Below are 25,842 nucleotides of genomic sequence, written 5' to 3' on the forward strand. Positions count from 1 at the left end.
CTGTGTTTGCTACCTAAATTAAAACCGCAGAATGTTATCATAGTTTTTTAAGACACCCTAGAGGCAAGCAGACCTCTCTTCTCATTCTTGGTTATTGTTCTCGTCCGCAGTATGCTCTGTACACTCAACCAGTCGCATTTAGAACAAAAAATAACCACTTCCCTTTTTAATTATCTCTGGTATACTCGCCGCCGCTTTCATTTGTTCTTTAACATCCGTTGGGAAATTCGTATGCATCCAATGCTAAACATTGCTATTCGCGCTGCGCGAAAGGCTGGCAATCATATTGCTAAATCATTAGAAAACACTGATAAAGTAGAATCTACTCTTAAAGGCACTAATGACTTTGTCACTAACGTAGACAAAGAAGCAGAATACATCATCATCGATACTATCAAGCAGTCTTACCCTGAGCACTGTATCGTTGCTGAAGAACAAGGTCTTATCGAAGGTAAAGATAAAGACGTACAATGGATCATCGACCCACTGGATGGCACCACTAACTTTGTAAAAGGTTACCCAACTTTCGCGGTTTCTATCGCTGTTCGTATTAAGGGTAAAACTGAAGTTGCTTGTGTTTACGATCCAATGCAAAACGAGCTATTCACTGCACAACGCGGTGCCGGCGCTCAACTAAACAGTGCACGTATTCGTGTTGCTCAACTAAAAGACCTTCAAGGTACTGTTCTAGCAACAGGCTTCCCATTCAAGCAGAAACAACACGCTGAGTCTTACATCAAGATCGTTGGTGCGCTTTTCACTGAGTGTGCTGATTTCCGTCGTAGCGGCTCTGCTGCTCTAGACCTTTGTTACGTGGCTGCTGGCCGTGTTGATGGTTACTTCGAGCTAGGCCTAAAACCTTGGGATATGGCAGCAGGTGAGCTTATTGCTCGTGAAGCTGGCGCAATCCTAACAGACTTTGCTGGCGGCACTGACTACATGAAGTCTGGTAACATCGTTGCTTCAAGCGCTCGTGGCGTAAAATCTATCCTTAAGCACATTCGCGAAAACGGTAACAGCGCGATCCTTAAGTAATATTTGAAAGTCATATATAGCCCGTCACGCTGATGACTTTAGAAAGCCCCGCTCATTGAGCAGGGCTTTTTTGTATCTACTGCTTCGTATCGACTTAGCTGTAGCTGAAGGCTCTTCATACAGAGAGGCTCTACAAGCTCACGACTCTATTCAGATACAAAAAAACCGCTGATTGCTCAGCGGTTTTTGTTTTCGGTTCTCAATCTGCCTTATGGCATTTCGTCGAACTCTGCACCTTCTTTTTCTACTTGAGGTGGCATCAAGTGCTCTTTCTGGATACCCAGTCTTAGAGCCAGTGCTGATGCTACGTAGATAGAAGAGTAAGTACCTACAGTGATACCGAGTAAAAGTGCGGTTGCAAAGCCGTGAATCATAGCACCACCCTGCATGAACAGTGCAATTACCACGAACAACGTCGTACCAGATGTAATCAATGTACGGCTCAACGTTTGAGTGATTGAGGCGTCCATAATGTCTGAAGGTTCGCCCTTACGCATCTTACGGAAGTTTTCACGAATCCGGTCAAATACAACGATGGTATCGTTGAGTGAGTAGCCCACAACCGTCAGTAGCGCAGCTACGATGGTCAGGTCAACTTCAATTTGTAGAAACGAGAAGACACCTAGCGTGATAATAATATCGTGAGCCAATGCCATTACCGCACCAGCCGCTAGACGCCATTCAAATCGCATCGATACATAAAGCAGGATACAGATCAGCGATACCAAGATCGCTAGACCACCAGCTTCTGTTAGCTCATCACCAACGTTGGGACCTACGAACTCAATACGACGCATTTCTACGCTTTCGCCAGTACCATCTTTGATAGCACCAATGATTTGGTTACCTAGCGTTTCACCAGAAACGTCATCACGTGGACGAAGACGAACCATGACTTCACGAGCACTACCGAAGTTTTGTACTGTCGCATCGCCAAAGCCTTTTGAATCTAGTGCTGCACGAATCTCTTCAAGGTTTGCTGGCTGTTCAAAACCTACCTCGATAAGCGTACCGCCAGTGAAATCTAGACCCCAATTAAGCCACTTGGTTGACAAAGTGAAGATAGAAGCAGCAATCATTATAATTGAAAAAACGAATGCTACTTTCGACCAACGCATAAAGCCGATCGTCTTCTCTGCTTTTAGAATTTGAAACATATTAATTCCCAGCCTTAGATCGACAATTTATCAACGCGTTTGCCACCGTAGATCAGGTTCACGATACAACGTGTACCAATAATGGCGGTGAACATTGAAGTTAAGATACCGATAGATAGAGTAACTGCGAAACCTTTCACCGCACCTGTACCGACCGCAAATAGAATGATTGCAGTAATTAGTGTTGTGATGTTCGCATCAGCAATCGTGCTGAATGCATTCGCATAACCTTGGTGAATCGCTTGTTGTGGACTACGTCCATCACGAATTTCTTCACGGATACGCTCGAAGATCAGTACGTTCGCATCAACCGCCATACCGACTGTTAACACGATACCGGCTATCCCCGGAAGCGTCATGGTAGCGCCTGGAATCATCGACATAACACCAATGATAAGCACCAAGTTTGCCATTAGAGCGATGTTTGCAATCAAACCAAAGCCGCGGTAGTAAAGCAGCGTAAATAGCATTACGGCAACCATACCCCAGATACATGCTTGGATACCCATATCGATGTTTTGCTGGCCCATTGATGGACCAATGGTACGTTCTTCAACGATAGAGATAGGTGCAATCAGTGCACCAGCACGTAGTAAAAGTGCTAGGTTGTGTGCTTCTGCAGCAGAGTCGATACCTGTGATACGGAAGTTACGACCAAGAGCCGATTGAATCGTTGCTTGGTTGATGACTTCTTCATGCTTATCCAGAATAACTTTGCCTTCAGGCGTACGACGGCCACTGTCTTTGTATTCTGCAAACACGGTAGCCATTAGCTTACCAATGTTCTTCTTAGAGAACGCAGACATCTTATTACCACCTTCGCTGTCTAGCGAGATGTTAACTTGTGGACGACCATATTCATCAACACTTGAGCTTGCATCTGTGATGCTTTGACCGCCAAGAATAACGCGCTTCTTAAGCACAACTGGGCGACCATCACGGTCCATCTTGATTTCACTACCTGCTGGCGCACGACCATTTGCCGCTGCCGATAGGTCAGCTTTATCATCAACTTCACGGAATTCAAGCGTTGCCGTAGCTCCGAGAATTTCTTTTGCACGAGCAGTGTCTTGAACACCAGGCAGTTCAACCACAATGCGACTAGCACCTTGACGTTGAACCAATGGTTCCGCAACACCTAGTTCGTTGACACGATTACGTAAAATCGTAATGTTTTGCTCAACAGCATAGTTACGGATCTCTTGTAAACGTTGCTCAGTAAAGGTTGCAGTAAGAGCGTAACGGCCATTTGAATCAGAATCGACAAAAATCATGTCCGGGTGATTCTTTTCTAGCGTTGCTTTCGCTTCTGCTAATTGCTCTTCGTTACGCAACAACACTTCTACCGCTTCTTTTCCAGAAGGGCGGATTGCACGGTAACGAATCTTGGCGTCACGAAGTTCGCTACGGAAAGCTTCTTCTTGTTGACCAACAAGCTTTTCCATCGCTGCATCCATATCCACTTCCATTAAGAAGTGAACACCACCGCGAAGGTCAAGACCTAGCTTCAATGGTGACGCGCCAATCGCTTCTAGCCAATCGGGTGTAGAAGGTGCAAGGTTAAGTGCAACAATTGTGTCTTTGCCTAGCGCTTCGCTGATGACATCACGAGCACTGATTTGTGTGTCAGTGTCGTTAAAACGAACAAGAATTGATCCATCTTCGAGAGCAATGGATTTATGAGAAAGTTGCTCTTTGTTAAGAGCAGTAGTGACAGCATCCAGCGTTGACATATCTACAGAGGCGCCACGCGCCCCTGTAACTTGAATAGCCGGATCTTCACCGTAGATATTTGGAAGTGCGTATAACGCAGCGGTGATGATGGCAAAAAGCACCATCAAGTACTTCCATAATGGATAACGGTTTAGCACAGCGAGGATCCTTTAGCTGTTTTATAGAGACTTAAGCGTACCTTTTGGTAGCACTGCAGTGATGAAGTCTTTCTTGATTACTACTTCATTGTTCGCGTTAAGCTCAATTGAAATGTAGTCATTGTCTTCAGCAATCTTAGTGATTTTACCCACTAGGCCACCGCTAGTTAAAACTTCGTCGCCTTTGCCCATAGAAGCCATTAGGTTTTTGTGTTCTTTTACGCGTTTCGCTTGTGGGCGGTAAATCATGAAGTAAAAGATCACTGCGAACATGCCAAGCATGATTAGCATTTCAAAACCACCGCCTGCTGGCGCGCCTTCTGCTGCTGCGTGAGCCTGAGAAATAAACATTAAAACATCCTCATTATATTTTATTGATAATCAAACAAATTGGGCTTTCGCATTTTAGATTCAAGTCTGAGAGTAACTAATAGAGATCGCTCTCTCAAAAATAACGTGCGTTAGCCTACTTTATTAGCAAAAGCCTCTGGCGACATGCCAAAGGCTTTAATTCTTTTAGTTTTTCAATTACTGCTCTTTTGCTAGTGGTGGCACTTCACGGCCACGACGCTCATAGAACTCAGTAACAAATTCATCGAAGCGATCTTCATCAATTGCTTTACGAATGCTTTCCATCAGACGCTGGTAGTAACGCAGGTTATGGATTGTATTCAAGCGAGCGCCTAAGATTTCATTACAACGCTCTAAATGGTGAAGGTACGACTTGCTGTAGTTTTGACAAGTGTAACAGTCACAATGCGGATCCAATGGTGTTGTATCCGTTTTATGTTTCGCATTACGGATCTTGATCACACCACCAGTCACAAATAAGTGACCATTACGTGCGTTACGCGTTGGCATTACACAGTCAAACATGTCGATACCACGACGAACACCTTCAACCAAGTCTTCTGGCTTACCTACGCCCATCAAGTAGCGAGGTTTGTCTTCAGGAAGTTGAGGACAAGTATGCTCAAGAATACGGTGCATGTCTTCTTTAGGCTCACCTACTGCCAAACCACCAACCGCATAACCGTCAAAACCGATTTCCGTTAGACCTTTTACCGACACATCACGTAAATCTTCGTAAACACCACCTTGAACAATACCAAATAGGTTGTTTGGGTTTTCTAGCTTCTCGAAGTGGTCACGTGAACGCTGTGCCCAGCGTAATGACATTTCCATCGATTTCTTCGCTTCATCATGTGTCGCTGGGTATGGCGTGCACTCGTCAAAAATCATAACAATATCAGAGCCCAGGTCTTTTTGAATTTCCATCGACTTTTCTGCGTCCATGAAAATCTTGTCACCGTTTACTGGGTTACGAAAATGTACACCTTCTTCAGTGATCGTACGCATCTTACCAAGGCTGAATACTTGAAAGCCGCCTGAATCAGTAAGAATAGGACCGTGCCAGTTCATAAAATCGTGCAGGTCACCGTGCATTTTCATCACTTCTTGACCAGGACGTAGCCACAGGTGGAACGTATTACCTAGCAGAATTTCTGCACCAGTACCTTTTACTTCTTCTGGTGTCATACCTTTAACGGTACCGTAAGTACCTACTGGCATGAACGCAGGAGTTTGAACAGTGCCGCGTTCGAAAGTCAGTTGACCACGACGTGCATTGCCGTTTTTCTTCTTAAGATCGAATTTTAATTTCACGATGCCTCCGGGTGTCAGAGAAACAGTCTGACTGAGTGTTTAGGGCTCTACCCTACTTTAAGGAGCGGTCGCTTTTCCTTGCGAGAGACAAAGCAATGGATGCTTTATTTCCTAGCTTACTGCTAGCACTCGTAAATCTATTTTTAACTACGCCGTTTTCTTCTTGATGAACATTGAATCGCCATACGAGAAGAAACGGTATTTGTTTTCCACCGCATGTTTGTAAGCATTCATGGTGTTCTCGTATCCAGCAAATGCACTCACCAACATGATCAATGTTGATTCAGGCAAGTGGAAGTTTGTGATCAAGCAATCCACTAGCTGATATTCGTAACCAGGGAAAATAAAGATTTCAGTATCGCCAAAGAATGGGGCCAGCTCAGTCCCTTTTTGCAATGCGTCTTGCGCTGCACTTTCAAGTGAACGCACAGATGTGGTACCAACAGCAATAATTCGTCCGCCACGCGCTTTCGTCGCTTTAATTGCGTCGACGACTTCTTGTGGTACTTCTACGTACTCGGCATGCATGTGGTGATCGTTGATATTTTCCACTTTTACTGGCTGGAATGTACCCGCCCCAACGTGCAAAGTAACGTAAGCAAACTCTGCACCTTTCGCTTTGATTTTCTCCAAGAGAACATCATCAAAGTGAAGGCCCGCCGTCGGTGCCGCAACCGCACCTGGCTTTTGATTATATACCGTTTGGTAACGCTCTTTATCTGCATCTTCGTCTGGACGGTCGATGTAAGGAGGAAGCGGCATATGGCCGATTTCTTCCAGAATTTCTAGTACCGTCTTATCAGAACTAAATTTCAGTTCAAATAAAGCATCATGGCGTGCAACCATTTCTGCTGAATATTCATCATTCTCGCCAACAATAATGGTTGTACCTGGTTTTGGTGATTTAGAGCAACGAACGTGCGCGAGGATGCTTTTCTCATCCAACATGCGCTCCACCAGCACTTCTAATTTACCGCCCGATTCCTTGCGGCCAAAAAGACGAGCAGGAATAACACGAGTATTATTAAACACCACTAAGTCACCGGGTTGAACTTGGCCCAATACATCAGTAAATGTGCCATCAATGAGCTCTCCGGTATTGCCGTCCATTTGCAGCAGTCGGCTAGCGGTACGCTCTGGTTGAGGGTAGCGAGCGATGAGTTCATCTGGAAGGTCGAAATGGAAATCTGATACTTGCATGTTACTTGTCTTATCTATTGGTCAAATCACGTCTAGGCGACGATAAAATTGCGACGAGTTTTTCGCAGCAGACTAGTATATGTTTACATGCTGCAATAGCAAGCAAATCACCAGAATATAGCAGTAAAAGCCATGGTAAAGAGTGTAATAAAACGTGAAAAGCCTCGATTACTTGGCACTATTTTTAATTTGAGCCCAAAAGAGAGAACATGAAAAAAGCAAAGCAGCGTATACCGCTGCTTATTAGTTTGGCATTCCAATCGCCCTATCAAACCTCACGCTTTCGCCACAAGAATAACGGCACGAATAAACCCAATAACCAAAACCCTAGACTGCCACCTTCATCATCTGAGCCTTTGAAATCACAGTTATTGGTCGCAATGCCATCGTGACACTCTTTATTGTCACCACTTTCATTGTTAGCACTTTTGATAAAATTCGGCGCAATGATGTAACGACTTGGTGGCGCATCGGCAGTGATGTAAGACTGTACCCAGTCGTAATAGTGGCTCACCTTGGTGTAGAAACTTGGGATCGTCAAAGAGCCACACGTTGGTAGAATAAGGGGGCCGCCACTAACAATACCAATTTGTTTGCCGGTCGCCACATCGACCAACGGGCCACCACTGTCACCTTTACATGCAGAGTTGCCATATTGAGTATGGCTATCTGGCTCCAATACATGGTTTTGTGTTGGTAGCGTACAAATTTTGGTTTGGTTGTCTCTTGAATCAATGATCCCCGGAAAACTGCTGCCAATTTCTAAACGCTCATAACATTTGTCGATGGGTAAAAATGTGCTAATGGTGGTTTTGAGCGTATTAGAAGGTTCAGAAGCATCCGGCTGAGTAGCCCCCCATCCAAACACTTGCACATTTTCGACACGTTGATTGGTCAGGTAATTATCGTTCCAATCCGCCACCAAACGTGCTTCGATACTCTCCATGTCAACTTTACTCGCTAGGTCAGCAAAGTTCGCGTTTGCCACTGGGCGCGTGAGATACAGCAACGCGATGTCTGAATCTAAACCGGTTTGGATAGGTTTCACGTTGCCATTACTGTCGGTCTCAGCTTTTGAAATCCGAGTGTAATCCGGATGAACCACAACGTGAGACACCGGATAGAAGTTATCAAGCCCTGCAGAATTAAGTTCATACACATTCGCATTCACCGACAGCTCACCCGGCGGGGTCACATAGTAGGTTGCTTCATTGGTTCCTTGTCCCATCACCGCACAGTGCGCCGCAGTCAGTACCCATTGCTCTGTCAGCATCGTTCCACCACACAGCGGAAACTCTGCCATATTACTTGCTCGCAAAGTAACGCGGTCAACAGGATCGGTTTGTTCATCTCCTAACACAATCGCCTGTGTTGATGGCACACTGAATGCCGCCACTGCCAGCGCAATAAGTTTGTTACACGTTGTTCGTTTCATCTAGGTTGCTGTCTTCAATTTGGTAAGCCTGGACGTATCTTCTTCGAGAGAAGAATCTTGGAAAATCCAGCGAATAAAAATGTGCGATTCAATTCATTGGATTACCTTGGGAACACATTCAATATCAACTAAAAATGCCAACTGACTCGCACACAAACCGACTTATTCAAATTAATAAAAACACCAATAAAACACAGATTACGCAGCCCATCAGCATTGTGCTATTTAATTGATGAAAAACGAGTTAGCTCCCAGATATACAGAAAAATATTCTCTATATTTAAGAGAAGGACAATGCTGCTGGAGGTCTCTATGATCAAGGTTGAAGACATGATGACTCGTAATCCTCATACCTTACTGCGCACGCACACCTTGCGTGATGCAAAAAGCATGATGGATGCGCTTGATATTCGACACATTCCGGTTGTTGATGCCAATAACCACTTACAAGGCTTGGTGACTCAACGCGACATTCTTGCTGCTCAAGAATCGAGCTTGCACCCAGACGAGGCTGAACAATCTTTTACTTTAGACACACCGCTCTACGAAATGATGCACACCAATATCATGACGGCAGAGCCTATCGCGGGGCTCAAAGAGAGCGCTATCTATATGCAAAAGCATAAAGTTGGCTGTCTACCTGTTGTCACCAAAGGTCGATTGGTCGGCATCATTACTGACAGTGACTTTGTGACCATTGCGATTAACTTATTGGAACTGCAAGAAGAAGTGGAACCTGAAGAAATCGAGCAGGAAGAGTAGTACGCAAGCGTATTCTCTTTGTTGTAAGTTTCGTTTTTACACCGGTTAAACGAAAAAAGAGCGGCAGGGTTGCCGCTCAAAATGCCATTACTGACGCTGATTAAGGAAGTGTTTCTCTGCCAATTAGAATTGGTCTTCTTCGGTCGAACCTGTCAATGCTGTCACTGAAGAGTTACCACCTTGGATAGTATTGGTCATTCTATCGAAGTAACCTGTACCTACTTCTTGTTGGTGCGCAACAAACGTATAGCCTTTTTCAGCTGCTTGGAATTCAGGACGCTGAACTTTCTCAACATAATGACGCATACCTTCACCTTGAGCGTAAGCGTGCGCCAGTTCAAACATGTTGAACCACATGTTGTGAATGCCTGCTAGCGTGATGAATTGGTACTTGTAGCCCATGTCTGCAAGCTCTTGTTGGAACTTAGCAATAGTTTCTGCATCTAGGTTTTTCTCCCAGTTGAATGAAGGCGAGCAGTTGTACGCCAACAATTGATCTGGGTATTCAGCGTGAATTGCTTCTGCAAACTTACGTGCTTCTTCCAAACATGGCGTAGCCGTTTCACACCAAATCAAGTCTGCATATGGTGCGTAAGCCAGGCCGCGAGAGATAGCTTGGTCGATACCCGCGCGAACGCGGTAGAAACCTTCTTGAGTACGCTCACCTTCGATGAAGTCTTTATCATATGGGTCGCAATCTGAAGTAATGAGATCCGCCGCATTCGCATCAGTACGAGCAATAACTAATGTTGTTGTACCCGCTACGTCAGCAGCCAAACGAGCTGCAACGAGCTTTTGTACCGCTTCTTGCGTAGGAACTAATACCTTACCACCCATATGGCCACACTTTTTCACCGATGCTAACTGGTCTTCAAAGTGAACGCCCGCGGCACCGGCTTCGATCATCGATTTCATTAGTTCGTAAGCGTTAAGCACACCACCAAAGCCCGCTTCAGCATCCGCTACGATAGGTAGGAAGTAATCAATACCACCTTCATCTTCAGGCGTCTTACCAGCAGCCCACTGAATTTGGTCTGCACGACGGAATGAGTTGTTGATGCGTTTTACTACTGACGGTACAGAATCTACTGGGTAAAGAGATTGGTCTGGATACATCGTCGAAGCGGTGTTGTTATCCGCCGCTACCTGCCAGCCTGACAAGTAAATCGCTTCAATACCTGCTTTAGCTTGTTGAACCGCTTGACCACCCGTTAGCGCACCAAGACAGTTTACGTAACCTTTTTTCGCACTACCGTTGACCAGTGACCAAAGTTTGTCTGCACCACGTTGTGCAATTGTGTTTGCAGGCACCATAGAGCCACGCAGTTCCACCACTTCCTCGGCAGTGTAAGTACGCTTCACATTTTTCCAGCGTGGGTTAGTTGCCCAGTCTTTTTCCAGAGCTTCAATTTGTTGGCGGCGAGTTAAGTTAGTCATTGGTCTATCCCTCTTTCTAATTTGCACTTTATGCGTGTGCGTTGAGTTTCCGTTCTCAGGCAGTACTTCCCTATCTGCCTTGAAAATCCTTCACGTTATTGGTGTTACAGTTATTCTTTATTAATCCAGGTAGTCATAACCAGGAACTGTCAAAAAGTTGGTCAGTTCATCGCTCGTCGTGAGCCTTGCCATTAAGTCTGCTGCTTCTTCAAATCGACCCGCATGGTAGCGCTGCTCGCCAATTTCTTGCTTCACGACTTCAATCTCTTCTTTTAGATAGAGCTCGAACAGCTCTTTAGTGACCTTTAATCCGTTGTCTAGCGACTTGCCGTGTTGAATCCATTGCCAGATAGAGGCGCGTGAGATTTCTGCCGTTGCTGCGTCTTCCATCAGTCCGTAAATCGGCACACAACCATTGCCAGAAATCCAAGCTTCGATGTATTGCAGCGCAACGCGAATATTGTGGCGCATTCCGCCTTCAGTGCGCTCGCCTTCACAAGGCTCAAGCAGTTCAGCTGCTGTAATAGGCGCATCCTCTGCACGGCTCACATCCAACTGGTTGGTGCGCTGCCCCAGTGTGGCACTGAATACTTCCATTGCGGTGTCTGCCAAACCTGGGTGTGCAACCCAAGTGCCGTCATGACCGTTGTTAGCTTCTAGCGATTTATCGTTGTGGATCTTATCCAGTACTTTTTGGTTTTCTTGTGGGTCTTTAGCCGGAATAAAGGCTGCCATGCCGCCCATCGCAAATGCGCCACGTTTATGACAAGTACGCACCAACAATCTTGAGTAAGCGTTGAGGAATGGCTTGTCCATAGTCACTACTTGGCGATCCGGAAGTACGCGATCTGGGTGGTTTTTCAGTGTTTTGATGTAGCTAAAGATGTAATCCCAGCGACCACAGTTCAAACCAACGATGTGTTCTTTAAGCGAGAACAGAATCTCGTCCATTTCAAATACCGCTGGTAAGGTTTCAATCAGCACAGTCGCTTTGATGGTGCCTGTATCCAAACCGAAATAGTCTTCCGTGAAATGGAACACTTCGCTCCACCACTTCGCTTCGTGATGCGATTGCAGTTTTGGAAGGTAGAAATAAGGGCCGCTGCCTTTTTGAAGTAACGCTTTGTAGTTGTTATAGAAATACAGAGCGAAATCGAATAGCGCACCTGGAATGATCTGACCGTGCCACGTAACGTGTTTTTCTTTTAAATGAAGGCCGCGAACACGGCAGATCAACACCGCTGGGTCATCTTCCAGCTGATAATGTTTGCCATTGCCAGGATTGGTGTAACTGATGGTGCCATTAACAGCATCGCGCAAGTTAATTTGACCATCTAGCACTTTACTCCATGCAGGAGACATTGAATCTTCGAAGTCTGCCATGAACACTTTTACATTCGCATTCAGTGCGTTAATCACCATCTTGCGGTCAGTTGGTCCGGTAATCTCCACACGGCGATCTTGCAGATCTTGTGGGATTCCTAGGATCTTCCAACTTCCTTCACGGATGTCTTGTGTCTCTGGTAGAAAATCTGGTAGCTCACCAGCATCAATACGTGCTTGCTTCTCTTCTCTTGCTTCCAGCAACTGTTCAACACGTCCGGCAAATTTTTCACACAGTAGAGATAAAAAGGTTTGGGCTTCAACAGGGAAAATTGCTTGATGTTCTGGAGCAACGACTCCATTCACCTCAAGCATGCCTTGGGTTTGCTTTAGTTGTTGTGTTTTTTGTTCTGTCTGAGCAAGCATAATCATTCATCCTTAACGTGCTTTATCAATCTTGGGCAGTCAGCGTAAAGCTACATTTGTAAGTTATGAACAACAAATTACATCCTTTAACTTTGTGTTCAACTCGTCTAGCTATGTCGATAGATTGCGTAATGCTACGTGTATTTTCAATCTAGACATAAGTCGTATCGCCTTTGAATAAGCTATATCAACAAAGGGTTTAGTGAAACCCCCAATATAAACAAAACAGAAAATTCAAAGTTTTATTCCGCAAGGTAAAAACCATCTATCAAGCACCTTATTTTGTAAGTTATTACGTAATAAAATTACATTAAATTTAAAGTCGTTTTATCATTTCAAACAAGCGTATGAATATAGACTGATAAACAAACACCTTGTATTCACAAGGGCTGAAGAGATGGATTTAAACAGGGGTCAAACAAGACATGCAGGGCTTTGTGTAAAATTAACATTGTGAAATTTCACTATTTTATGAAAGCTTCATCAAAGAAGAGCTGTAAAATTTTACAAGTCAAAATTTACCAACAGAATAAAATACTAGAAAGCGCACTGTTTCCAGTGCGCTTTTAGATAAATAATGGAGAAGTAAGGGCTAATACTAATAGCTAAAGCAGCTCTGAAACGACTTCTGCAAGTTGATTAAATGTTTTCGTTCTTGACGAGCTCGGACGCCAAACTAAGCCGATTTCGCGATAAGCTTGTTTACCTGGAGGATCGATCACGACTAAATTCTGGTTATGCAGCAAGCCATGGTCGATAGCCATTTGAGGAATGAACGTTGTTCCCAAACCATTCGCAACCATTTGCACCAGTGTATGGAGGCTGGTTGCCGTAAACGGATTGATTTTTTCTTTGTCTGTTAATTTACACGCTGATACCGCATGTTCCGTTAAGCAATGTTCTTTCTCTAGTAGAAAGACGGATTCGTCAGGTAAATCCGCGTAACGAATCGGCACAGGGACCGATTGGGCTTGATTAGCGCTTATAACCATTCGAAACGGATCCTTACCCACTACTCGGCTTTCCATGCCATCAATTTCGACTGGTAACGCTAAAATAAGCACATCCAGCTCACCATGTCTGAGCGCTTGAAGTAAGTTTGTCGTCGTGTCTTCTCTTAATAAAAGATTCAGTTGTGGAAAACGGTAGTTCACCTCTTGTACCAAATCACACAGTAAAAACGGAGCAATTGTTGGTATGCATCCTACTTTTAGCTGGCCTTGCATATCGTCGCCTTGGCACATACGTCCAAGCTCGACCAAATCTTGCCCTTTTGCTAACAGCTCTCGCCCCTGCTTTACTACCATTTCTCCTGTTTGGGTAAAAACCAGTGGACTTTTCTTGTCTTTCTTTTCATATAATGGACAGCCAATCAACTCCTCTAAGTTTTGAATACCCTTACTTAAAGTCGACTGACTGACAAAACAACGCTCTGCAGCGTCACTAAAATGTCTTGTTTCATGCAGTGTGACTAAATAGTGTAACTGCTTCAAACTGGGCCATTTATTCATAATTGTATTTGTATCTACCGCCGTTCCAGTGATCGAGTTAAGAGTTTTGTTATTATCGTTTTTTTCGATTAACTCAATCTATTTATTTCGCTTTTTTCAATACTACAATCTGTACTATAGTTTGTCTCGTACAAACACGAACCAAACCGACACAACTGAATTCGGTTTGGAGCTAACCATACTTTTTAGGAGCAAAAAAATGGTACTAGTAGGTCGTCAAGCCCCTGATTTTACTGCAGCAGCTGTTCTAGGTAACGGTGAAATCGTTGAAAACTTCAACTTTGCAGAGTTCACTAAAGGTAAGAAAGCAGTAGTATTCTTCTACCCACTAGATTTCACTTTCGTTTGCCCATCTGAGCTAATCGCATTCGACAACCGTCTAGCTGACTTCCAAGCTAAAGGTGTTGAAGTAATCGGTGTTTCTATCGATTCTCAGTTCTCTCACAACGCATGGCGTAACACTGCTATCGAAGATGGCGGTATCGGTCAAGTTAAGTACCCACTAGTTGCTGACGTTAAGCACGAAATCTGTAAAGCTTACGACGTTGAGCACCCAGAAGCAGGCGTTGCTTTCCGTGGTTCTTTCCTAATCGACGAAGAAGGCGTTGTACGTCACCAAGTAGTTAACGACCTACCACTAGGCCGTAACATCGACGAAATGCTACGCATGGTTGACGCTCTTAACTTCCACCAGAAGCACGGCGAAGTATGTCCTGCACAATGGGAAGAAGGTAAAGCAGGTATGGACGCATCTCCAAAAGGTGTTGCAGCGTTCCTATCTGAGCACGCAGCTGACCTAGGCAAAAAATAATAGACCTTCACCCTAGCTCAACGGGTGTGATGGTTGGATGTATATAAAGCAATAAGCTAATGCGGAAAACCGCAAACGCCAATCAGTCTAAGTAAAGTCCTATCAAAGCCCAGAGCCTCTGCTCTGGGCTTTCTTTTTCCTTCAGATAAACCGCCAAAATGAGGTAACGCTTTAGCGTAAACTTTACCTCTATTTATCATCCCCTCCATACAGATTCTGCTTACTGGCCCTGTTAATATCTTAGCCACAACACTTATTTGTAACGTTAGCAGGATGAATGAACGTGGTTACTCACCTAGAAGTCTGTATTGATAATATTGAATCTCTGCACTACGCCATTGCTGGCGGCGCCACTCGGATTGAACTTTGCTCCTCTTTGGCTTTAGGCGGACTAACACCCAGTTATGGCTTTATGCAGCAAGCGGCTAAGCTTTCTAGTGTTCCAGTTTATGCCATGATCCGCCCACGCCAAGGTGACTTCTTCTACAATGAAGAAGAGATCGAAATGATGCGTTGGGATATTGAAGCGGCTCACCAATCAGGCTTGAGCGGTGTCGTGTTCGGCGTGCTCACTCAAGACGGTGATATTCATATGCCTTACGCGGCTGCGCTGTGTGAATTTGCTCAAGCGCTTGGCTTAGGCGTGACCTTCCATCGTGCCTTTGACCAGTGTCGTGACGCTGAAAAAACTTTGGAAGAAGTGATCAGCTTAGGTTGTGAACGTATTTTAACCTCCGGTCTTGCGCCTTCAGCACCACAAGGGATCGATGTGCTTAGAGCTTTGGTTAAGCAAGCCCAAGGGCGCATAGCAATCATGGCGGGGGCTGGCGTTAATGCGAGTAACGTACGTGCGTTAGTAGAAGACACTCAAATTCCTGAAATCCATCTGTCAGGCAAAACCACACGCCCTAGCCAAATGACCTTTGTTGCTGAACAAAGCAAAATGGGCGCATCCGATGTCGATGATTTTTTAATCCCCATCACAAGTACACAAGCCATTACCGATGTCGTAGCAGCTCTCAAATAGACCACCGTAACCTCACGCGCATAGCTTTTGAGTGCTAACATATTGTTTATCAAGGAGTGAGGAAATGTGTATGTCTAAATTGAAGAAAAAGGAATACGAAAAGGAGCTCAAAAACCTTCAAATTGAGCTCGTAAAACTTCAAGAGTGGGTCAAACACAAAGGGTTAAAAGTGGTGGTTCTGTTTGAAGGACGTGATGCTGCGGGCAAAGGCGGAGTGATAAAGCGAATTACAGAAAAGCTAAACCCGCGTGTTTGTCGCGTAGTGGCTCTGCCTGCACCGACAGAAAAAGAAAAAACGCAATGGTACTTCCAACGTTACGTCGCTCATTTACCATCTGCTGGTGAAATCGTTTTATTTGACCGAAGTTGGTATAACCGAGCAGGTGTCGAAAAAGTCATGGGGTTCTGTACTCCAGATGAATACGAGGAGTTTTTACGCTCTTGCCCTGAATTCGAGAGAATGTTGCAACGCTCTGGGATTATTCTGATTAAGTATTGGTTTTCGGTTTCAGACGAAGAGCAGGAAAAACGTTTTCTAGGTCGAATTAATACGCCGATCAAACGTTGGAAATTCAGCCCCATGGATTTGGAGTCACGTCATCGCTGGGCGGAGTATTCGGAAGCAAAAGATAAGATGTTTGCCTATACAGACACGAAAAGCTGCCCTTGGTGGGTCGTCCCTTCAGATGACAAAAAGAAAGCGCGCTTGAACTGTATCAGTCATTTACTAAGCCAGATTGACTACAAAGCACTTGAGTACTCACCCATCGAATTACCTGAACTCAATAAAGAAGGTTACGTCAGAGCGCCCATTGATGATCAGACCTTCGTTCCTGATAAATATTGACGTGCTTTCCTTCTCTCTAATAAATAGGCCAGCCTAAAAGCTGGTCTATTTGTTGAAGTCAGTTACTTCAGTACGTCATCAATACTTTGATCACCTAGGTGGCGTACATCTTTCCCTTTCACAAAGTAAATAATGTATTCACAGATGTTCTGGCAGCGGTCCCCCACGCGTTCAATCGCGCGTGCAGACCACATCACTTGCAGAATATTAGGGATATTTTTTGGATCTTCCATCATGTAAGTCATCAACTGACGAATCACCGCTTCATACTCGGCGTCTAGTTTGTCATCTTGTTTGTGCACCTCTGCTGCCGCTTCTACATCCATACGGGCAAACGCGTCTAAAACCTGATGCAGCATATTAATTGCCTGACGGCAGAGAGGCTCTAACGACACTTGGAATTGTCGTTCTTTTGATGATGGGCTTTCAATGGCAACGTAAGCAATACGTGTCGCCACGTCACCGATACGTTCTAAATCAGTGATCGTTTTGATGATAGCCATAATTAAGCGCAAGTCTTTTGCCGTTGGCTGACGCTTAGCAATAATGCGTGTGCAAGCGTCATCGATCGAGACTTCCATCGCATTCACTTTATGATCGTCACGCACAACCTTACGCGCCAGTTCGATGTCTTCTTTATGCAAGGCTTGAATAGCATACGAAAGCTGCTGTTCTACCAAGCCACCCATGGTTAATACATGAGTACGAATCGATTCTAGCTCTACGTTAAACTGTCCTGAAATATGACGTCCAAAGTGCATGATGTTCCTTATTCCGTATAGAGTCGCGACTTAACCGTAGCGACCCGTAATGTAATCTTCGGTCTGTTTCTTCATTGGCGAAGTGAAGATCGAATCCGCGTCAGAGTATTCAATTAACTTACCCATATGAATGAATGCAGTATGATCGCTCACTCTCGCCGCTTGTTGCATGTTATGGGTAACGATAACGACAGTATATTGAGTCTTCAGCTCATTGATAAGCTCTTCAATGGTTAAAGTTGAGATTGGATCCAACGCTGATGTTGGCTCGTCCAATAACAGGACTTCCGGCTCAATCGCCACCGCCCTCGCAATGACCAAGCGCTGTTGCTGACCACCAGATAAGCCAAATGCGTTCTCATGCAAGCGGTCTTTTACCTCATCCCACAACGCCGCCGAGCGCAAGGATCGCTCCACTGCGTCATCTAAACTGCGGCTGTTTTTTACACCTTGTAAGCGTAAGCCATAAACTACGTTTTCATAAATAGACTTAGGAAATGGATTGGGTCTTTGAAACACCATCCCCACTCGGCGTCGAAGTGTCGCAACATCGACATTAGGATGATAAACATTCTTGCCGTGGAGACGCACTTTACCTGTGACTCGACACCCTTCCACTAAGTCGTTCATGCGATTGATGCAACGTAATAACGTCGACTTTCCACACCCTGAAGGACCGATAAAAGCGGTGACTCGCCCTTTGGGAATTCGCATCGAAATATCATGCAGCGCCTGAGTTTGACCATAGAACAGATTAAGGTTCTCGATTGAGATGGCTGTTTGTTCATCCGTTAAATTATGAACATCCAATGGTGGCTCATAACCTAATGTACTATCAAAATTAAACATACTTAATCTTGTCCTAACGTTCTGTATTTTTCTCGTAAATTATTGCGAATACTGATTGCTGTTAAGTTTAGCCCGACAATCACTGTTACGAGTAAGAAAGAGGTGGCATAAACTAATGGTCGCGCCGCTTCGATGTTGGAGGTTTGAAAGCCAACATCGTAAATGTGAAAACCTAAATGCATGAACTTTCTATCCAAATGCACATAAGGGAATTGTCCGTCAACCGGTAAACTGGATGCCAATTTCACGACCCCCACCAGCATCAGTGGTGCTACTTCGCCAGCTGCACGAGCAATCGCAAGGATCAAACCTGTGATAATAGCTGGCGTCGCCATAGGCAAAACCACGCGCCATAGCGTTTCGAACTGAGTTGCACCAAGTGCCAGAGAGCCATGTCGTACTGAACTCGGAATACGAGTTAAACCTTCTTCTGTCGTCACAATCACAACTGGAAGCGTCAGCACTGCAAGAGTTAGTGCTGACCATAACAAACCCGGCGTACCAAAGGTTGGTGCCGGTAGCTTCTCCGCATAGAATACGTTGTCGATAGAGGCACCAATCGTATAAACGAAGAAACCTAAACCAAACACGCCATAAACAATCGATGGAACACCCGCTAGGTTTATAACCGCAATACGAATAACTCTGGTTAGAGCGTTATTCTTAGCGTATTCATGTAGATAGATAGCGGCGATCACCCCTAGTGGCATCACAATGATCGACATGATGAGTACTAAGAAAACCGTACCAAATATCGCAGGGAACACGCCTCCTTCGGAGTTAGACTCTCTTGGATCTTCAGATAAAAACTTCCAAACCTGTTTTCCCCAATGCATGACTTTATCAGGCAGTGACATTTGGTTTGGATACCAGTAGTCCAAAATATCTTCGAGCGGAATCGATACTTGTGACCCCGTCATATCCTCGGCAATCAAGGCATAGTCAGAGAGCTGAAGTCGTAAACCATCAAGTTGCAAATCTAACGTCGCAAGCGCTTTTTCTATCTGCTCTTTTTTCGTCTGATTTTCCTTTAAGAAGCTTTCTGTCAGCGTGTCATTCAATTCATGCTTGCGCTTTTCTAATCGCAACTGCTCTAGCTTCCAACCAAGCTCTTTAAGCTGATCGACCACCAAAGAATCAATCTCATGGCGCAGAGTTTCTGCATCATCAAGCTTTTTATTTAGTATCGATTGAATATCACTGGTGTATATATTATCGCCATCTTGAAACGCCACCAGCTTACCAAAGAAATAACCACCGCTACTGCGCTCTATCACCGCCCACTCTTTTGGCGTCGTGGGCTCATCCAACTGCATTTGCAATACGGAGATAAAATCGGCGGGATACAACTCTCGGTTAGCGATTTTGATGTTGAGTCGCGTGGCAAAATCTTCATCGTCTTCTAACTGTTGTGCTGCGCTTTCAGGCAAATAACTCTTCGGTACAAAGCTGCGCTCATACACTTGACCAATCAGAATAGTATTTTCATGTAGCACTTCGCCTTGTACAGGAGTCAGCGCTGCAACATTCCACTGATACAAGGGCGCTGGCCAAAAGTAAGTCAGGCCTTTCCAGCCGATAAGGAGTAACAACCCTAATACCGACAACAAACTGATGCTGACTGCACCGCCTGTTAGCCATATCCACGGTGCGCCAGAACGAATCCAATTTAACACGTTATTACTCGCTCTTTATTCAAACCATTATTACAACGCACGGTACTTATCTCTCAGTCTCTGACGAACCCACTCCGCAAGCGCGTTTACTGCAAACGTAAACACAAACAAAATCAATGCAGCTAGGAACAGCAGGCGATAATGCGAACTTCCAACTTCCGACTCTGGCAACTCAACGGCGATGGTCGCCGACAGGCTGCGCAATCCTTCCAAAATATTCCAATCCATTAATGGCGTATTGCCCGTTGCCATTAACACAATCATGGTTTCGCCAACAGCGCGTCCCAGGCCCATCATAATGGCAGAAAAAATACCTGGGCTTGCAGTAAGCAAGACAACATAGATTAAAGTTTGCCAAGGCGTGGCCCCTAATGCCAAAGAGCCATCCGATAAATGCTTCGGTACAGAGAAAATAGCATCTTCGGCAATGGTAAAAATCGTCGGGATAACAGCAAACCCCATCGCTAGCCCCACCACCAATGCATTGCGTTGATCGTAACCAATACCATGCTCGGTTAAGAATAAGCGCATATCGCCACCAAAGAACGTCTGCTCAATCGTAGGCGAAATCCACACTCCAAGCCCAATCAGTACCAATATGACAGGCATGAGCACTAAAGCATGCCAACCATTAGGCAGACGATTCCGCAAAGGTTGCGGTATTAATGCCCATAGCCCGCCCATAATCATGGTGCTCAAGGGCAAAACAAACAGCATAACGACGATCGTAATCAGGTGATCTTCGACAATAGGCGCGAACCACAATCCCGCGAGGAAACCAATGATCACCGTCGGCAGTGCTTCCATTAGCTCAATCGACGGTTTTACGACACGACGCATGCGTGGCGACATAAAGTAAGCCGTATAAATAGCACCTAGCACTGCGAGCGGTACTGAAAACAGCATCGCAAACATCGCCGCTTTTATCGTTCCAAACGCAATAGGTACTAGGCTGAACTTAGCCTCAAAGTTATCGCTCGCCGAAGTCGATTGCCACACAAATTCAGGCTCAGGATACCCTTCGTACCACACTTCTTGCCATAATGAAGACAATGAAATTTCCGGATAGGCATTGTCCACTTCCGCAACATTTAACGCATTATTTTGCCAAGTGATTAAGTAGCGTTCATTGTTAGACATTGCTGCGATTGCGGGCGCTTGATGGTACGCACGCTTAAACAACACCAGTTTTTCACTGGTTGTATAATGGCTTTGCAACGTGCCGTTGGTGTAAAAGCTATAAAATCCTTTTCGATGAGAATCCGGCAACAAATACTTAAGCTCTGATGCCAATTTAAAATCACGAATATGCGTTAACGTGCGTTTTTCTTCTTGCAGCGTATCAAACCATTGCGACACCCGACCATCGTTGTGCGTCACCAAAAGCGAGTAAGCACCAGCCAATAAGTCTATCGTACGAACGGAATGCTTCTTATCACCTTGAGTGAGATCGACCACCTCTCGCACAGCAAATTTACGTGCGGTTTTCTTTAACACGATCAACTCAGAGCCATCGCGCAAATAAAGCGTTTCACCGTCAGGTGTCAACAACATTTGCTGAGGCGTATTAAAGCCTGAAGAGAACGTAAAATCGATCGTTGTAGGAGACGTACCCAAAGAAGAAGCCACTTGCCAGCGAGCTTTCACTTCACCACTTTGCATCTGCCAAACAACCGTTGGTAAGGGCGTCGAAGCTGCAAATACAAACTGAGTCACAGGATCTTGAGGCGTACTTAGTGTCAGATCCATGCTGGTGTCTAGCTCAATCACTTCCGGAGGACGTGTATTTTCTCTCAACGTGGCATTAAATTCTGGCTTGAAAAGGTTCGCTTTACCCTGCCCATCAACAAATCCATACCAACCTAGCCCAGGAGCAGATTGAGAGAAAGCGACGGGTTTCTGGACGATTTGCTGTGTATACACCGCAGGTTTCGTAGGATCGTCCATCGACAAATATTGAATCTCACCACTTTGGGTTAGGACGAACGCAAGCTGAGCGTAATCATCCACTGAAATCGCAAGTGGTGTTTCAATATGAGTGGCTCGAATGGCTTGGTTGGTTTTGATCTCCGCATCAGAAAAAAGCGGAATGATCACCATGGCGAGGTAGACAAAGATCAAAATAAGCGCCGCGAGTACGCCGACACCACCGGATGTCACTGCAAGTCGAACTAAACGATCTTTTATCAGTCGTTTCTTATCTTTTTCCTGCAATGAAAACTCGGCTTGTGCCATTTATATCTCTACCTTTTTTGACTTAGTACTAGAATATGTCGTTAAGATGACAATTATATTACAGATCACATTAAACACCTGAAAAGAATACAACTCTTATGCAATGCGTGGTATGAAATAAATCTGTAATGAAAATCTCATAATGTTCTCACTCATCCATTTTTCCAAGATGAGTACGTAATACTTCACTTTTGGCTAGGTAAGGTTATGAGCGCAGAAAAACTATATATAGAAAAAGAGCTGAGTTGGTTGTCTTTCAACGAACGAGTATTACAAGAAGCTGCCGATAAAACCGTCCCTTTGATCGAACGTATTCGCTTTCTTGGGATCTTTTCCAACAATTTAGATGAATTTTACAAAGTACGCTTTGCGGACGTGAAGCGCAGAATCCTAATCAGCCAAGAGCGCGGTGGCAGTGATAGCCCTAAACGACTGTTAACCAAAATGCAGTCGAAAGCACTAAAGCTTAACGAACAATTTGATGAGCTTTACAGCGAGTTGATTCGAGAAATGGCGCGACGTCGCATTTTCTTGGTCAACGAGCAACAACTGGATGAATCGCAACAAAAGTGGATCGCGAAATACTTCCGTAGAGAGGTAATGCCGCATATCACTCCCCTCCTAATGAAAGACGAGATCGATGTTCTGCAATTTCTCAAAGACGAGTACGCTTACATCGCCGTAGAACTGCGTAAAGAAGAACATTACCAGTACGCTCTGATCGAAATTCCGACCGATCACCTTCCCCGCTTTGTGATGGTACCAGAACAGAAAGGAAAGCGTCGAAAAACCATCATCTTACTTGATAATATTATCCGCCACTGTTTGGACGAGCTGTTCAAAGGCTTTTTTGATTATGATGAGCTTAGCGGCTATGCGATGAAAATGACGCGTGACGCTGAATACGATTTACGCAATGAAATCGAGTACAGCTTGCTTGAACAAATGTCAGAGGGTGTCAATCAGCGACTGACAGCAAAGCCCGTTCGCTTCGTCTACGAACGCGATATGCCGCCTCAAATGTTAGAGTTTCTGTGTAACAAACTTAATATCTCTAACTACGATAACCTTATCCCCGGCGGACGCTATCACAACTTTAAAGACTTCATCGGCTTTCCAAATGTTGGACGAGAGTATCTTGAAAATAAACCTCTCCCGCCAATGAAATGTGCCGATTTCGAAGGTTATGCCAACAGCTTTGACGCGATTAAAGCGAAAGATATTCTGCTCTATTATCCCTACCACACTTTTGACCACATTAGTGAGTTAGTGCGCCAAGCCTCCTTCGATCCCAAAGTACTTAGTATCAAGATTAACATTTATCGCGTCGCGAAAGATTCTCGCTTGATGAACTCTTTAATTGATGCAGTGCACAACGGCAAAAATGTCACTGTGGTCGTCGAACTGCAAGCTCGCTTTGATGAAGAAGCCAATATCGAATGGTCAAAAGTATTAACCGAAGCGGGTGTGCACGTCATCTTTGGTGCGCCTGGTCTTAAGATTCACTCAAAGCTACTGATGATTAGCCGCCGCGAAGGTGAAGAAATTATTCGCTACGCACACATCGGCACAGGCAACTTCCATGAGAAGACGGCACGAATTTATACCGACTTCTCCCTGCTTACGGCAGATCAAGAAATCACTAATGAAGTCCGTAATGTCTTCGGTTACATTGAGAATCCATACCGACCAGTGAAGTTCAATCACCTTATGGTATCTCCTCGTAATTCTCGAACCCAAATCTACCGCTTAATCGATAATGAAATTGCGAATGCCAAGCTAGGGAAAAAAGCCGCTCTTACGATCAAGGTCAATAACCTAGTCGATAAAGGCATCGTCAATAAGCTTTATGGAGCAAGTACTTCCGGTGTAAAAATAAACATGATCATTCGAGGCATGTGCTCATTAGTACCGGGCATTGAGGGGATCAGCGACAATATTCGCATCATCAGTATTGTTGACCGCTTTCTTGAGCACCCTCGCGTGGTGATCACCCACAATGATGGCGATCCGCAAGTTTATATCTCCTCCGCAGACTGGATGACAAGAAATATTGATCACCGTATCGAGGTAGCAGTACCAGTCCGTGATCCACGTTTGAAACAGAGAATTATTGATATAACGAATATCCATTTTACCGATACAGTAAAGGCTCGTTTAATAGATAAAGAAATGAGTAACGCTTACGTACCACGAGGTAATCGCAAAAAAGTTCGCTCTCAAATCGCTATCTATGACTATCTTAAAAATATAGAAAAGCAAACTAGAAAACAAAATTCAGATGCCTCAAATACTTGAACAAGATACTCGCTACATTGCCGCGATAGACCTCGGCTCAAACAGTTTCCATATGGTGGTGGCCAAAGTTGTCGGCAGTGACCTACAACTGGTTAGTCGTCATAAACAACGTGTTCGCTTAGCATCAGGACTCGACAGTGAATTGAACTTAAGTCACGCCGCAATGGAGCGTGCGCTAGAATGCTTAGCCATGTTCGCTGAAAGGTTGCAAGGGCTTGATGAGTCAAATGTACGTATCGCCGCCACACACACACTAAGACGCGCTAAAAATGCCCACCTTTTCATCGAGCGTGCGAAAGAAGTGATGCCTTTCCCAATAGAAATTATCCCTGGAGAAGAAGAAGCCCGCCTGATTTACTTAGGCGTCGCGCACACTCAAGTAGAATCCAACTCCAAACTAGTCATCGATATCGGAGGCGGCAGTACCGAGATGATTATTGGACAAGAATTTGAGCCTGAACTTCTCAACAGTAAACAGATGGGATGCGTCAGTTTTACAGAGCAACACTTTAAAAACGGCAAACTGTCAGGAAAAAACTTCAGCAAGGCGATGTTAGCTGCCGAACAAAAACTCGAGTCCATCGCTTCAACATATCGTAAAAAGGGCTGGGATATTGCTCTCGGCTCATCAGGAACCATCAAAGCGATTCAAGAAGTGCTAGTAGGATTAGGTTTTGAAGATGGCCTGATCACAGCGAGTCGACTGGATACACTAATTGAAACTCTGTGTAAATTTGATTCCATTGAAGATATTGAGCTGGCGGGTCTAACAGAAGAACGTAAACCCGTATTCGCAGCAGGCGTAGCGATTTTGTCCGCGATTTTCAAAGCGCTTCGCATTGAGCAAATGTTTTTCTCCGATGGTGCTCTACGCGAAGGCCTGTTGTACGAAATGGAAGAACGTTTTGCACGCTCCGATATTCGCATGCGCACCACAGAAAATTTAGCCAACAAGCACCGAGTCGACTTAGAGCATGCCGCTCGTGTTAAGGGGCATGCACGTGAGATGTTATGTCAGGTACGCTCTGAACTAGGCATTAAGAAAAAGAGTGAATTATTTGACTTACTAGAGTGGGCAGCGTTGCTTCATGAAGTCGGATTAAGTATCAACTTGCGTAGTTTCCATCGCCACTCTTTTTATATTCTGTTGCACTCCACCCTACAAGGCTTCAACCGTGAGCAGCAATTAGTGCTTGCAACATTAGCTCGCTTCCAGCGTAAAGCGCTCAAATTGCAAGAACTACCAGATTTCAACCTCTATAAACAGAGTGACGTTATAAGCCTCATCAAAATATTACGACTTTCTATCGTATTAAATGGGCAGCGTAATGAAGATCCATTGCCTGATATCACCTTATCTATCAAAAATGACGAATGGATTCTCACCTGCACAGATGAAGCATGGCTAGAAAACAATAAATTACTTCACGCGGATTTACAGGAAGAACAAGAACGTTGGGACATCGCGAAGTGGACACTCACTTTCTGATCTCGTACTGTCCATACCTAAATAAAA

20 protein-coding genes are annotated in these 25,842 nt (G+C 44.7%); 7 read left to right on the top strand and 13 right to left on the bottom strand.

The features are described from left to right. The first annotated feature begins 231 nt into the window (after positions 1-231). Positions 232-1,035 carry an inositol-1-monophosphatase gene (gene suhB / locus R7P35_RS18685; protein WP_005381722.1) on the top strand — a complete coding sequence of 268 codons (804 nt, stop codon included), beginning with the start codon at positions 232-234 and terminating at the stop codon, positions 1,033-1,035. Between the two features lie 209 nt (positions 1,036-1,244). Here the strand turns inward: suhB and secF are convergent, their stop codons facing one another. From secF to R7P35_RS18715, 6 genes are all read right to left on the bottom strand, one after another. Further along, a complete protein-coding gene (gene secF / locus R7P35_RS18690) occupies positions 1,245-2,192 on the bottom strand; it encodes a protein translocase subunit SecF (RefSeq protein ID WP_025768860.1) in 948 nt (315 codons plus the stop codon). Positions 2,193-2,206: 14 nt separating this feature from the next. Further along, a complete protein-coding gene (secD, locus tag R7P35_RS18695) occupies positions 2,207-4,063 on the bottom strand; it encodes a protein translocase subunit SecD (RefSeq protein ID WP_005381724.1) in 1,857 nt (618 codons plus the stop codon). A 21-nt stretch (positions 4,064-4,084) separates the two neighbouring features. Further along, entirely contained in the window at positions 4,085-4,414 is a 330-nt protein-coding gene (gene yajC, locus R7P35_RS18700; protein WP_005381725.1) for a preprotein translocase subunit YajC, read from the bottom strand. 177 nt (positions 4,415-4,591) lie between these two features. Further along, the gene (gene tgt / locus R7P35_RS18705; protein ID WP_005381727.1) at positions 4,592-5,728 is read right to left on the bottom strand and encodes a tRNA guanosine(34) transglycosylase Tgt; all 1,137 of its coding nucleotides are present in this window, start codon (positions 5,726-5,728) and stop codon (positions 4,592-4,594) included. Positions 5,729-5,875: 147 nt separating this feature from the next. Beyond that, positions 5,876-6,928 carry a tRNA preQ1(34) S-adenosylmethionine ribosyltransferase-isomerase QueA gene (gene queA, locus R7P35_RS18710; RefSeq protein ID WP_025768859.1) on the bottom strand — a complete coding sequence of 351 codons (1,053 nt, stop codon included), beginning with the start codon at positions 6,926-6,928 and terminating at the stop codon, positions 5,876-5,878. A gap of 268 nt (positions 6,929-7,196) precedes the next feature. Then, the gene (locus R7P35_RS18715; protein ID WP_213904956.1) at positions 7,197-8,363 is read right to left on the bottom strand and encodes a trypsin-like serine protease; all 1,167 of its coding nucleotides are present in this window, start codon (positions 8,361-8,363) and stop codon (positions 7,197-7,199) included. 312 nt (positions 8,364-8,675) lie between these two features. On the opposite strand from R7P35_RS18715, the gene R7P35_RS18720 reads away from it, so the two are divergent. Beyond that, positions 8,676-9,125: a CBS domain-containing protein gene (locus R7P35_RS18720; protein ID WP_017820562.1), complete on the top strand. Its 450-nt coding sequence runs from the start codon at positions 8,676-8,678 to the stop codon at positions 9,123-9,125. Positions 9,126-9,248: 123 nt separating this feature from the next. On the opposite strand, the gene aceA is transcribed toward R7P35_RS18720, so the two are convergent. The 3 genes from aceA to R7P35_RS18735 all read right to left on the bottom strand — a co-directional run bounded on the left by aceA (position 9,249) and on the right by R7P35_RS18735 (position 13,822). After that, positions 9,249-10,562: an isocitrate lyase gene (gene aceA, locus R7P35_RS18725; RefSeq protein ID WP_005381733.1), complete on the bottom strand. Its 1,314-nt coding sequence runs from the start codon at positions 10,560-10,562 to the stop codon at positions 9,249-9,251. A 120-nt stretch (positions 10,563-10,682) separates the two neighbouring features. Continuing rightward, positions 10,683-12,311: a malate synthase A gene (aceB, locus tag R7P35_RS18730; protein ID WP_085569933.1), complete on the bottom strand. Its 1,629-nt coding sequence runs from the start codon at positions 12,309-12,311 to the stop codon at positions 10,683-10,685. A 605-nt stretch (positions 12,312-12,916) separates the two neighbouring features. Continuing rightward, the gene (locus R7P35_RS18735; RefSeq protein ID WP_005383681.1) at positions 12,917-13,822 is read right to left on the bottom strand and encodes a hydrogen peroxide-inducible genes activator; all 906 of its coding nucleotides are present in this window, start codon (positions 13,820-13,822) and stop codon (positions 12,917-12,919) included. Between the two features lie 199 nt (positions 13,823-14,021). On the opposite strand from R7P35_RS18735, the gene R7P35_RS18740 reads away from it, so the two are divergent. The 3 genes from R7P35_RS18740 to ppk2 all read left to right on the top strand — a co-directional run bounded on the left by R7P35_RS18740 (position 14,022) and on the right by ppk2 (position 16,507). Beyond that, positions 14,022-14,633, top strand: coding sequence for a peroxiredoxin C (locus R7P35_RS18740; protein WP_005381738.1), 612 nt, complete (start codon positions 14,022-14,024; stop codon positions 14,631-14,633). A gap of 283 nt (positions 14,634-14,916) precedes the next feature. After that, positions 14,917-15,660 carry a copper homeostasis protein CutC gene (locus tag R7P35_RS18745; protein ID WP_104979997.1) on the top strand — a complete coding sequence of 248 codons (744 nt, stop codon included), beginning with the start codon at positions 14,917-14,919 and terminating at the stop codon, positions 15,658-15,660. Positions 15,661-15,730: 70 nt separating this feature from the next. Beyond that, positions 15,731-16,507, top strand: coding sequence for a polyphosphate kinase 2 (gene ppk2, locus R7P35_RS18750; RefSeq protein WP_169628880.1), 777 nt, complete (start codon positions 15,731-15,733; stop codon positions 16,505-16,507). Positions 16,508-16,569: 62 nt separating this feature from the next. On the opposite strand, the gene phoU is transcribed toward ppk2, so the two are convergent. From phoU to R7P35_RS18770, 4 genes are read right to left on the bottom strand one after another with little or no spacing between them, the layout of a single operon-like run. Then, positions 16,570-17,268 carry a phosphate signaling complex protein PhoU gene (phoU, locus tag R7P35_RS18755; RefSeq protein WP_005381744.1) on the bottom strand — a complete coding sequence of 233 codons (699 nt, stop codon included), beginning with the start codon at positions 17,266-17,268 and terminating at the stop codon, positions 16,570-16,572. Between the two features lie 30 nt (positions 17,269-17,298). Further along, the gene (gene pstB / locus R7P35_RS18760; RefSeq protein ID WP_005381745.1) at positions 17,299-18,117 is read right to left on the bottom strand and encodes a phosphate ABC transporter ATP-binding protein PstB; all 819 of its coding nucleotides are present in this window, start codon (positions 18,115-18,117) and stop codon (positions 17,299-17,301) included. A 2-nt stretch (positions 18,118-18,119) separates the two neighbouring features. Then, positions 18,120-19,793: a phosphate ABC transporter permease PstA gene (gene pstA / locus R7P35_RS18765; RefSeq protein ID WP_025768855.1), complete on the bottom strand. Its 1,674-nt coding sequence runs from the start codon at positions 19,791-19,793 to the stop codon at positions 18,120-18,122. A gap of 30 nt (positions 19,794-19,823) precedes the next feature. Next, positions 19,824-22,028 carry an ABC transporter permease subunit gene (locus tag R7P35_RS18770; RefSeq protein ID WP_025768854.1) on the bottom strand — a complete coding sequence of 735 codons (2,205 nt, stop codon included), beginning with the start codon at positions 22,026-22,028 and terminating at the stop codon, positions 19,824-19,826. Between the two features lie 207 nt (positions 22,029-22,235). Here R7P35_RS18770 and ppk1 point away from each other — a divergent pair, with 207 nt between their 5' ends. Continuing rightward, complete coding sequence (gene ppk1 / locus R7P35_RS18775) at positions 22,236-24,326, top strand: polyphosphate kinase 1 (protein ID WP_005381748.1); 2,091 nt, start codon at positions 22,236-22,238, stop codon at positions 24,324-24,326. Further along, on the top strand, positions 24,310-25,815 hold the full coding sequence (gene ppx, locus R7P35_RS18780) for an exopolyphosphatase (RefSeq protein ID WP_025768853.1): 1,506 nt from the start codon (positions 24,310-24,312) through the stop codon (positions 25,813-25,815). Before ppk1 ends, ppx begins: the two co-directional genes overlap by 17 nt. Positions 25,816-25,842 lie beyond the last annotated feature (27 nt).

The sequence above is a fragment of the Vibrio sp. Vb0304 genome, from assembly GCF_033338995.1.
Lineage (GTDB): Bacteria > Pseudomonadota > Gammaproteobacteria > Enterobacterales > Vibrionaceae > Vibrio > Vibrio alginolyticus.

Excerpts from the sequence above, each read along its gene's own strand:
- suhB (WP_005381722.1), top strand. The coding sequence starts at position 232 with ATGCATCCAATGCTAAACATTGCTATTCGCGCTGCGCGAAAGGCTGGC.
- secF (WP_025768860.1), bottom strand. The coding sequence starts at position 2,192 with ATGTTTCAAATTCTAAAAGCAGAGAAGACGATCGGCTTTATGCGTTGG.
- yajC (WP_005381725.1), bottom strand. The coding sequence starts at position 4,414 with ATGTTTATTTCTCAGGCTCACGCAGCAGCAGAAGGCGCGCCAGCAGGC.
- queA (WP_025768859.1), bottom strand. The coding sequence starts at position 6,928 with ATGCAAGTATCAGATTTCCATTTCGACCTTCCAGATGAACTCATCGCT.
- R7P35_RS18715 (WP_213904956.1), bottom strand. The coding sequence starts at position 8,363 with ATGAAACGAACAACGTGTAACAAACTTATTGCGCTGGCAGTGGCGGCA.
- R7P35_RS18720 (WP_017820562.1), top strand. The coding sequence starts at position 8,676 with ATGATCAAGGTTGAAGACATGATGACTCGTAATCCTCATACCTTACTG.
- aceA (WP_005381733.1), bottom strand. The coding sequence starts at position 10,562 with ATGACTAACTTAACTCGCCGCCAACAAATTGAAGCTCTGGAAAAAGAC.
- aceB (WP_085569933.1), bottom strand. The coding sequence starts at position 12,311 with ATGCTTGCTCAGACAGAACAAAAAACACAACAACTAAAGCAAACCCAA.
- R7P35_RS18735 (WP_005383681.1), bottom strand. The coding sequence starts at position 13,822 with ATGAATAAATGGCCCAGTTTGAAGCAGTTACACTATTTAGTCACACTG.
- R7P35_RS18740 (WP_005381738.1), top strand. The coding sequence starts at position 14,022 with ATGGTACTAGTAGGTCGTCAAGCCCCTGATTTTACTGCAGCAGCTGTT.
- ppk2 (WP_169628880.1), top strand. The coding sequence starts at position 15,731 with ATGTCTAAATTGAAGAAAAAGGAATACGAAAAGGAGCTCAAAAACCTT.
- phoU (WP_005381744.1), bottom strand. The coding sequence starts at position 17,268 with ATGCACTTTGGACGTCATATTTCAGGACAGTTTAACGTAGAGCTAGAA.
- pstB (WP_005381745.1), bottom strand. The coding sequence starts at position 18,117 with ATGTTTAATTTTGATAGTACATTAGGTTATGAGCCACCATTGGATGTT.
- R7P35_RS18770 (WP_025768854.1), bottom strand. The coding sequence starts at position 22,028 with ATGGCACAAGCCGAGTTTTCATTGCAGGAAAAAGATAAGAAACGACTG.
- ppk1 (WP_005381748.1), top strand. The coding sequence starts at position 22,236 with ATGAGCGCAGAAAAACTATATATAGAAAAAGAGCTGAGTTGGTTGTCT.
- ppx (WP_025768853.1), top strand. The coding sequence starts at position 24,310 with ATGCCTCAAATACTTGAACAAGATACTCGCTACATTGCCGCGATAGAC.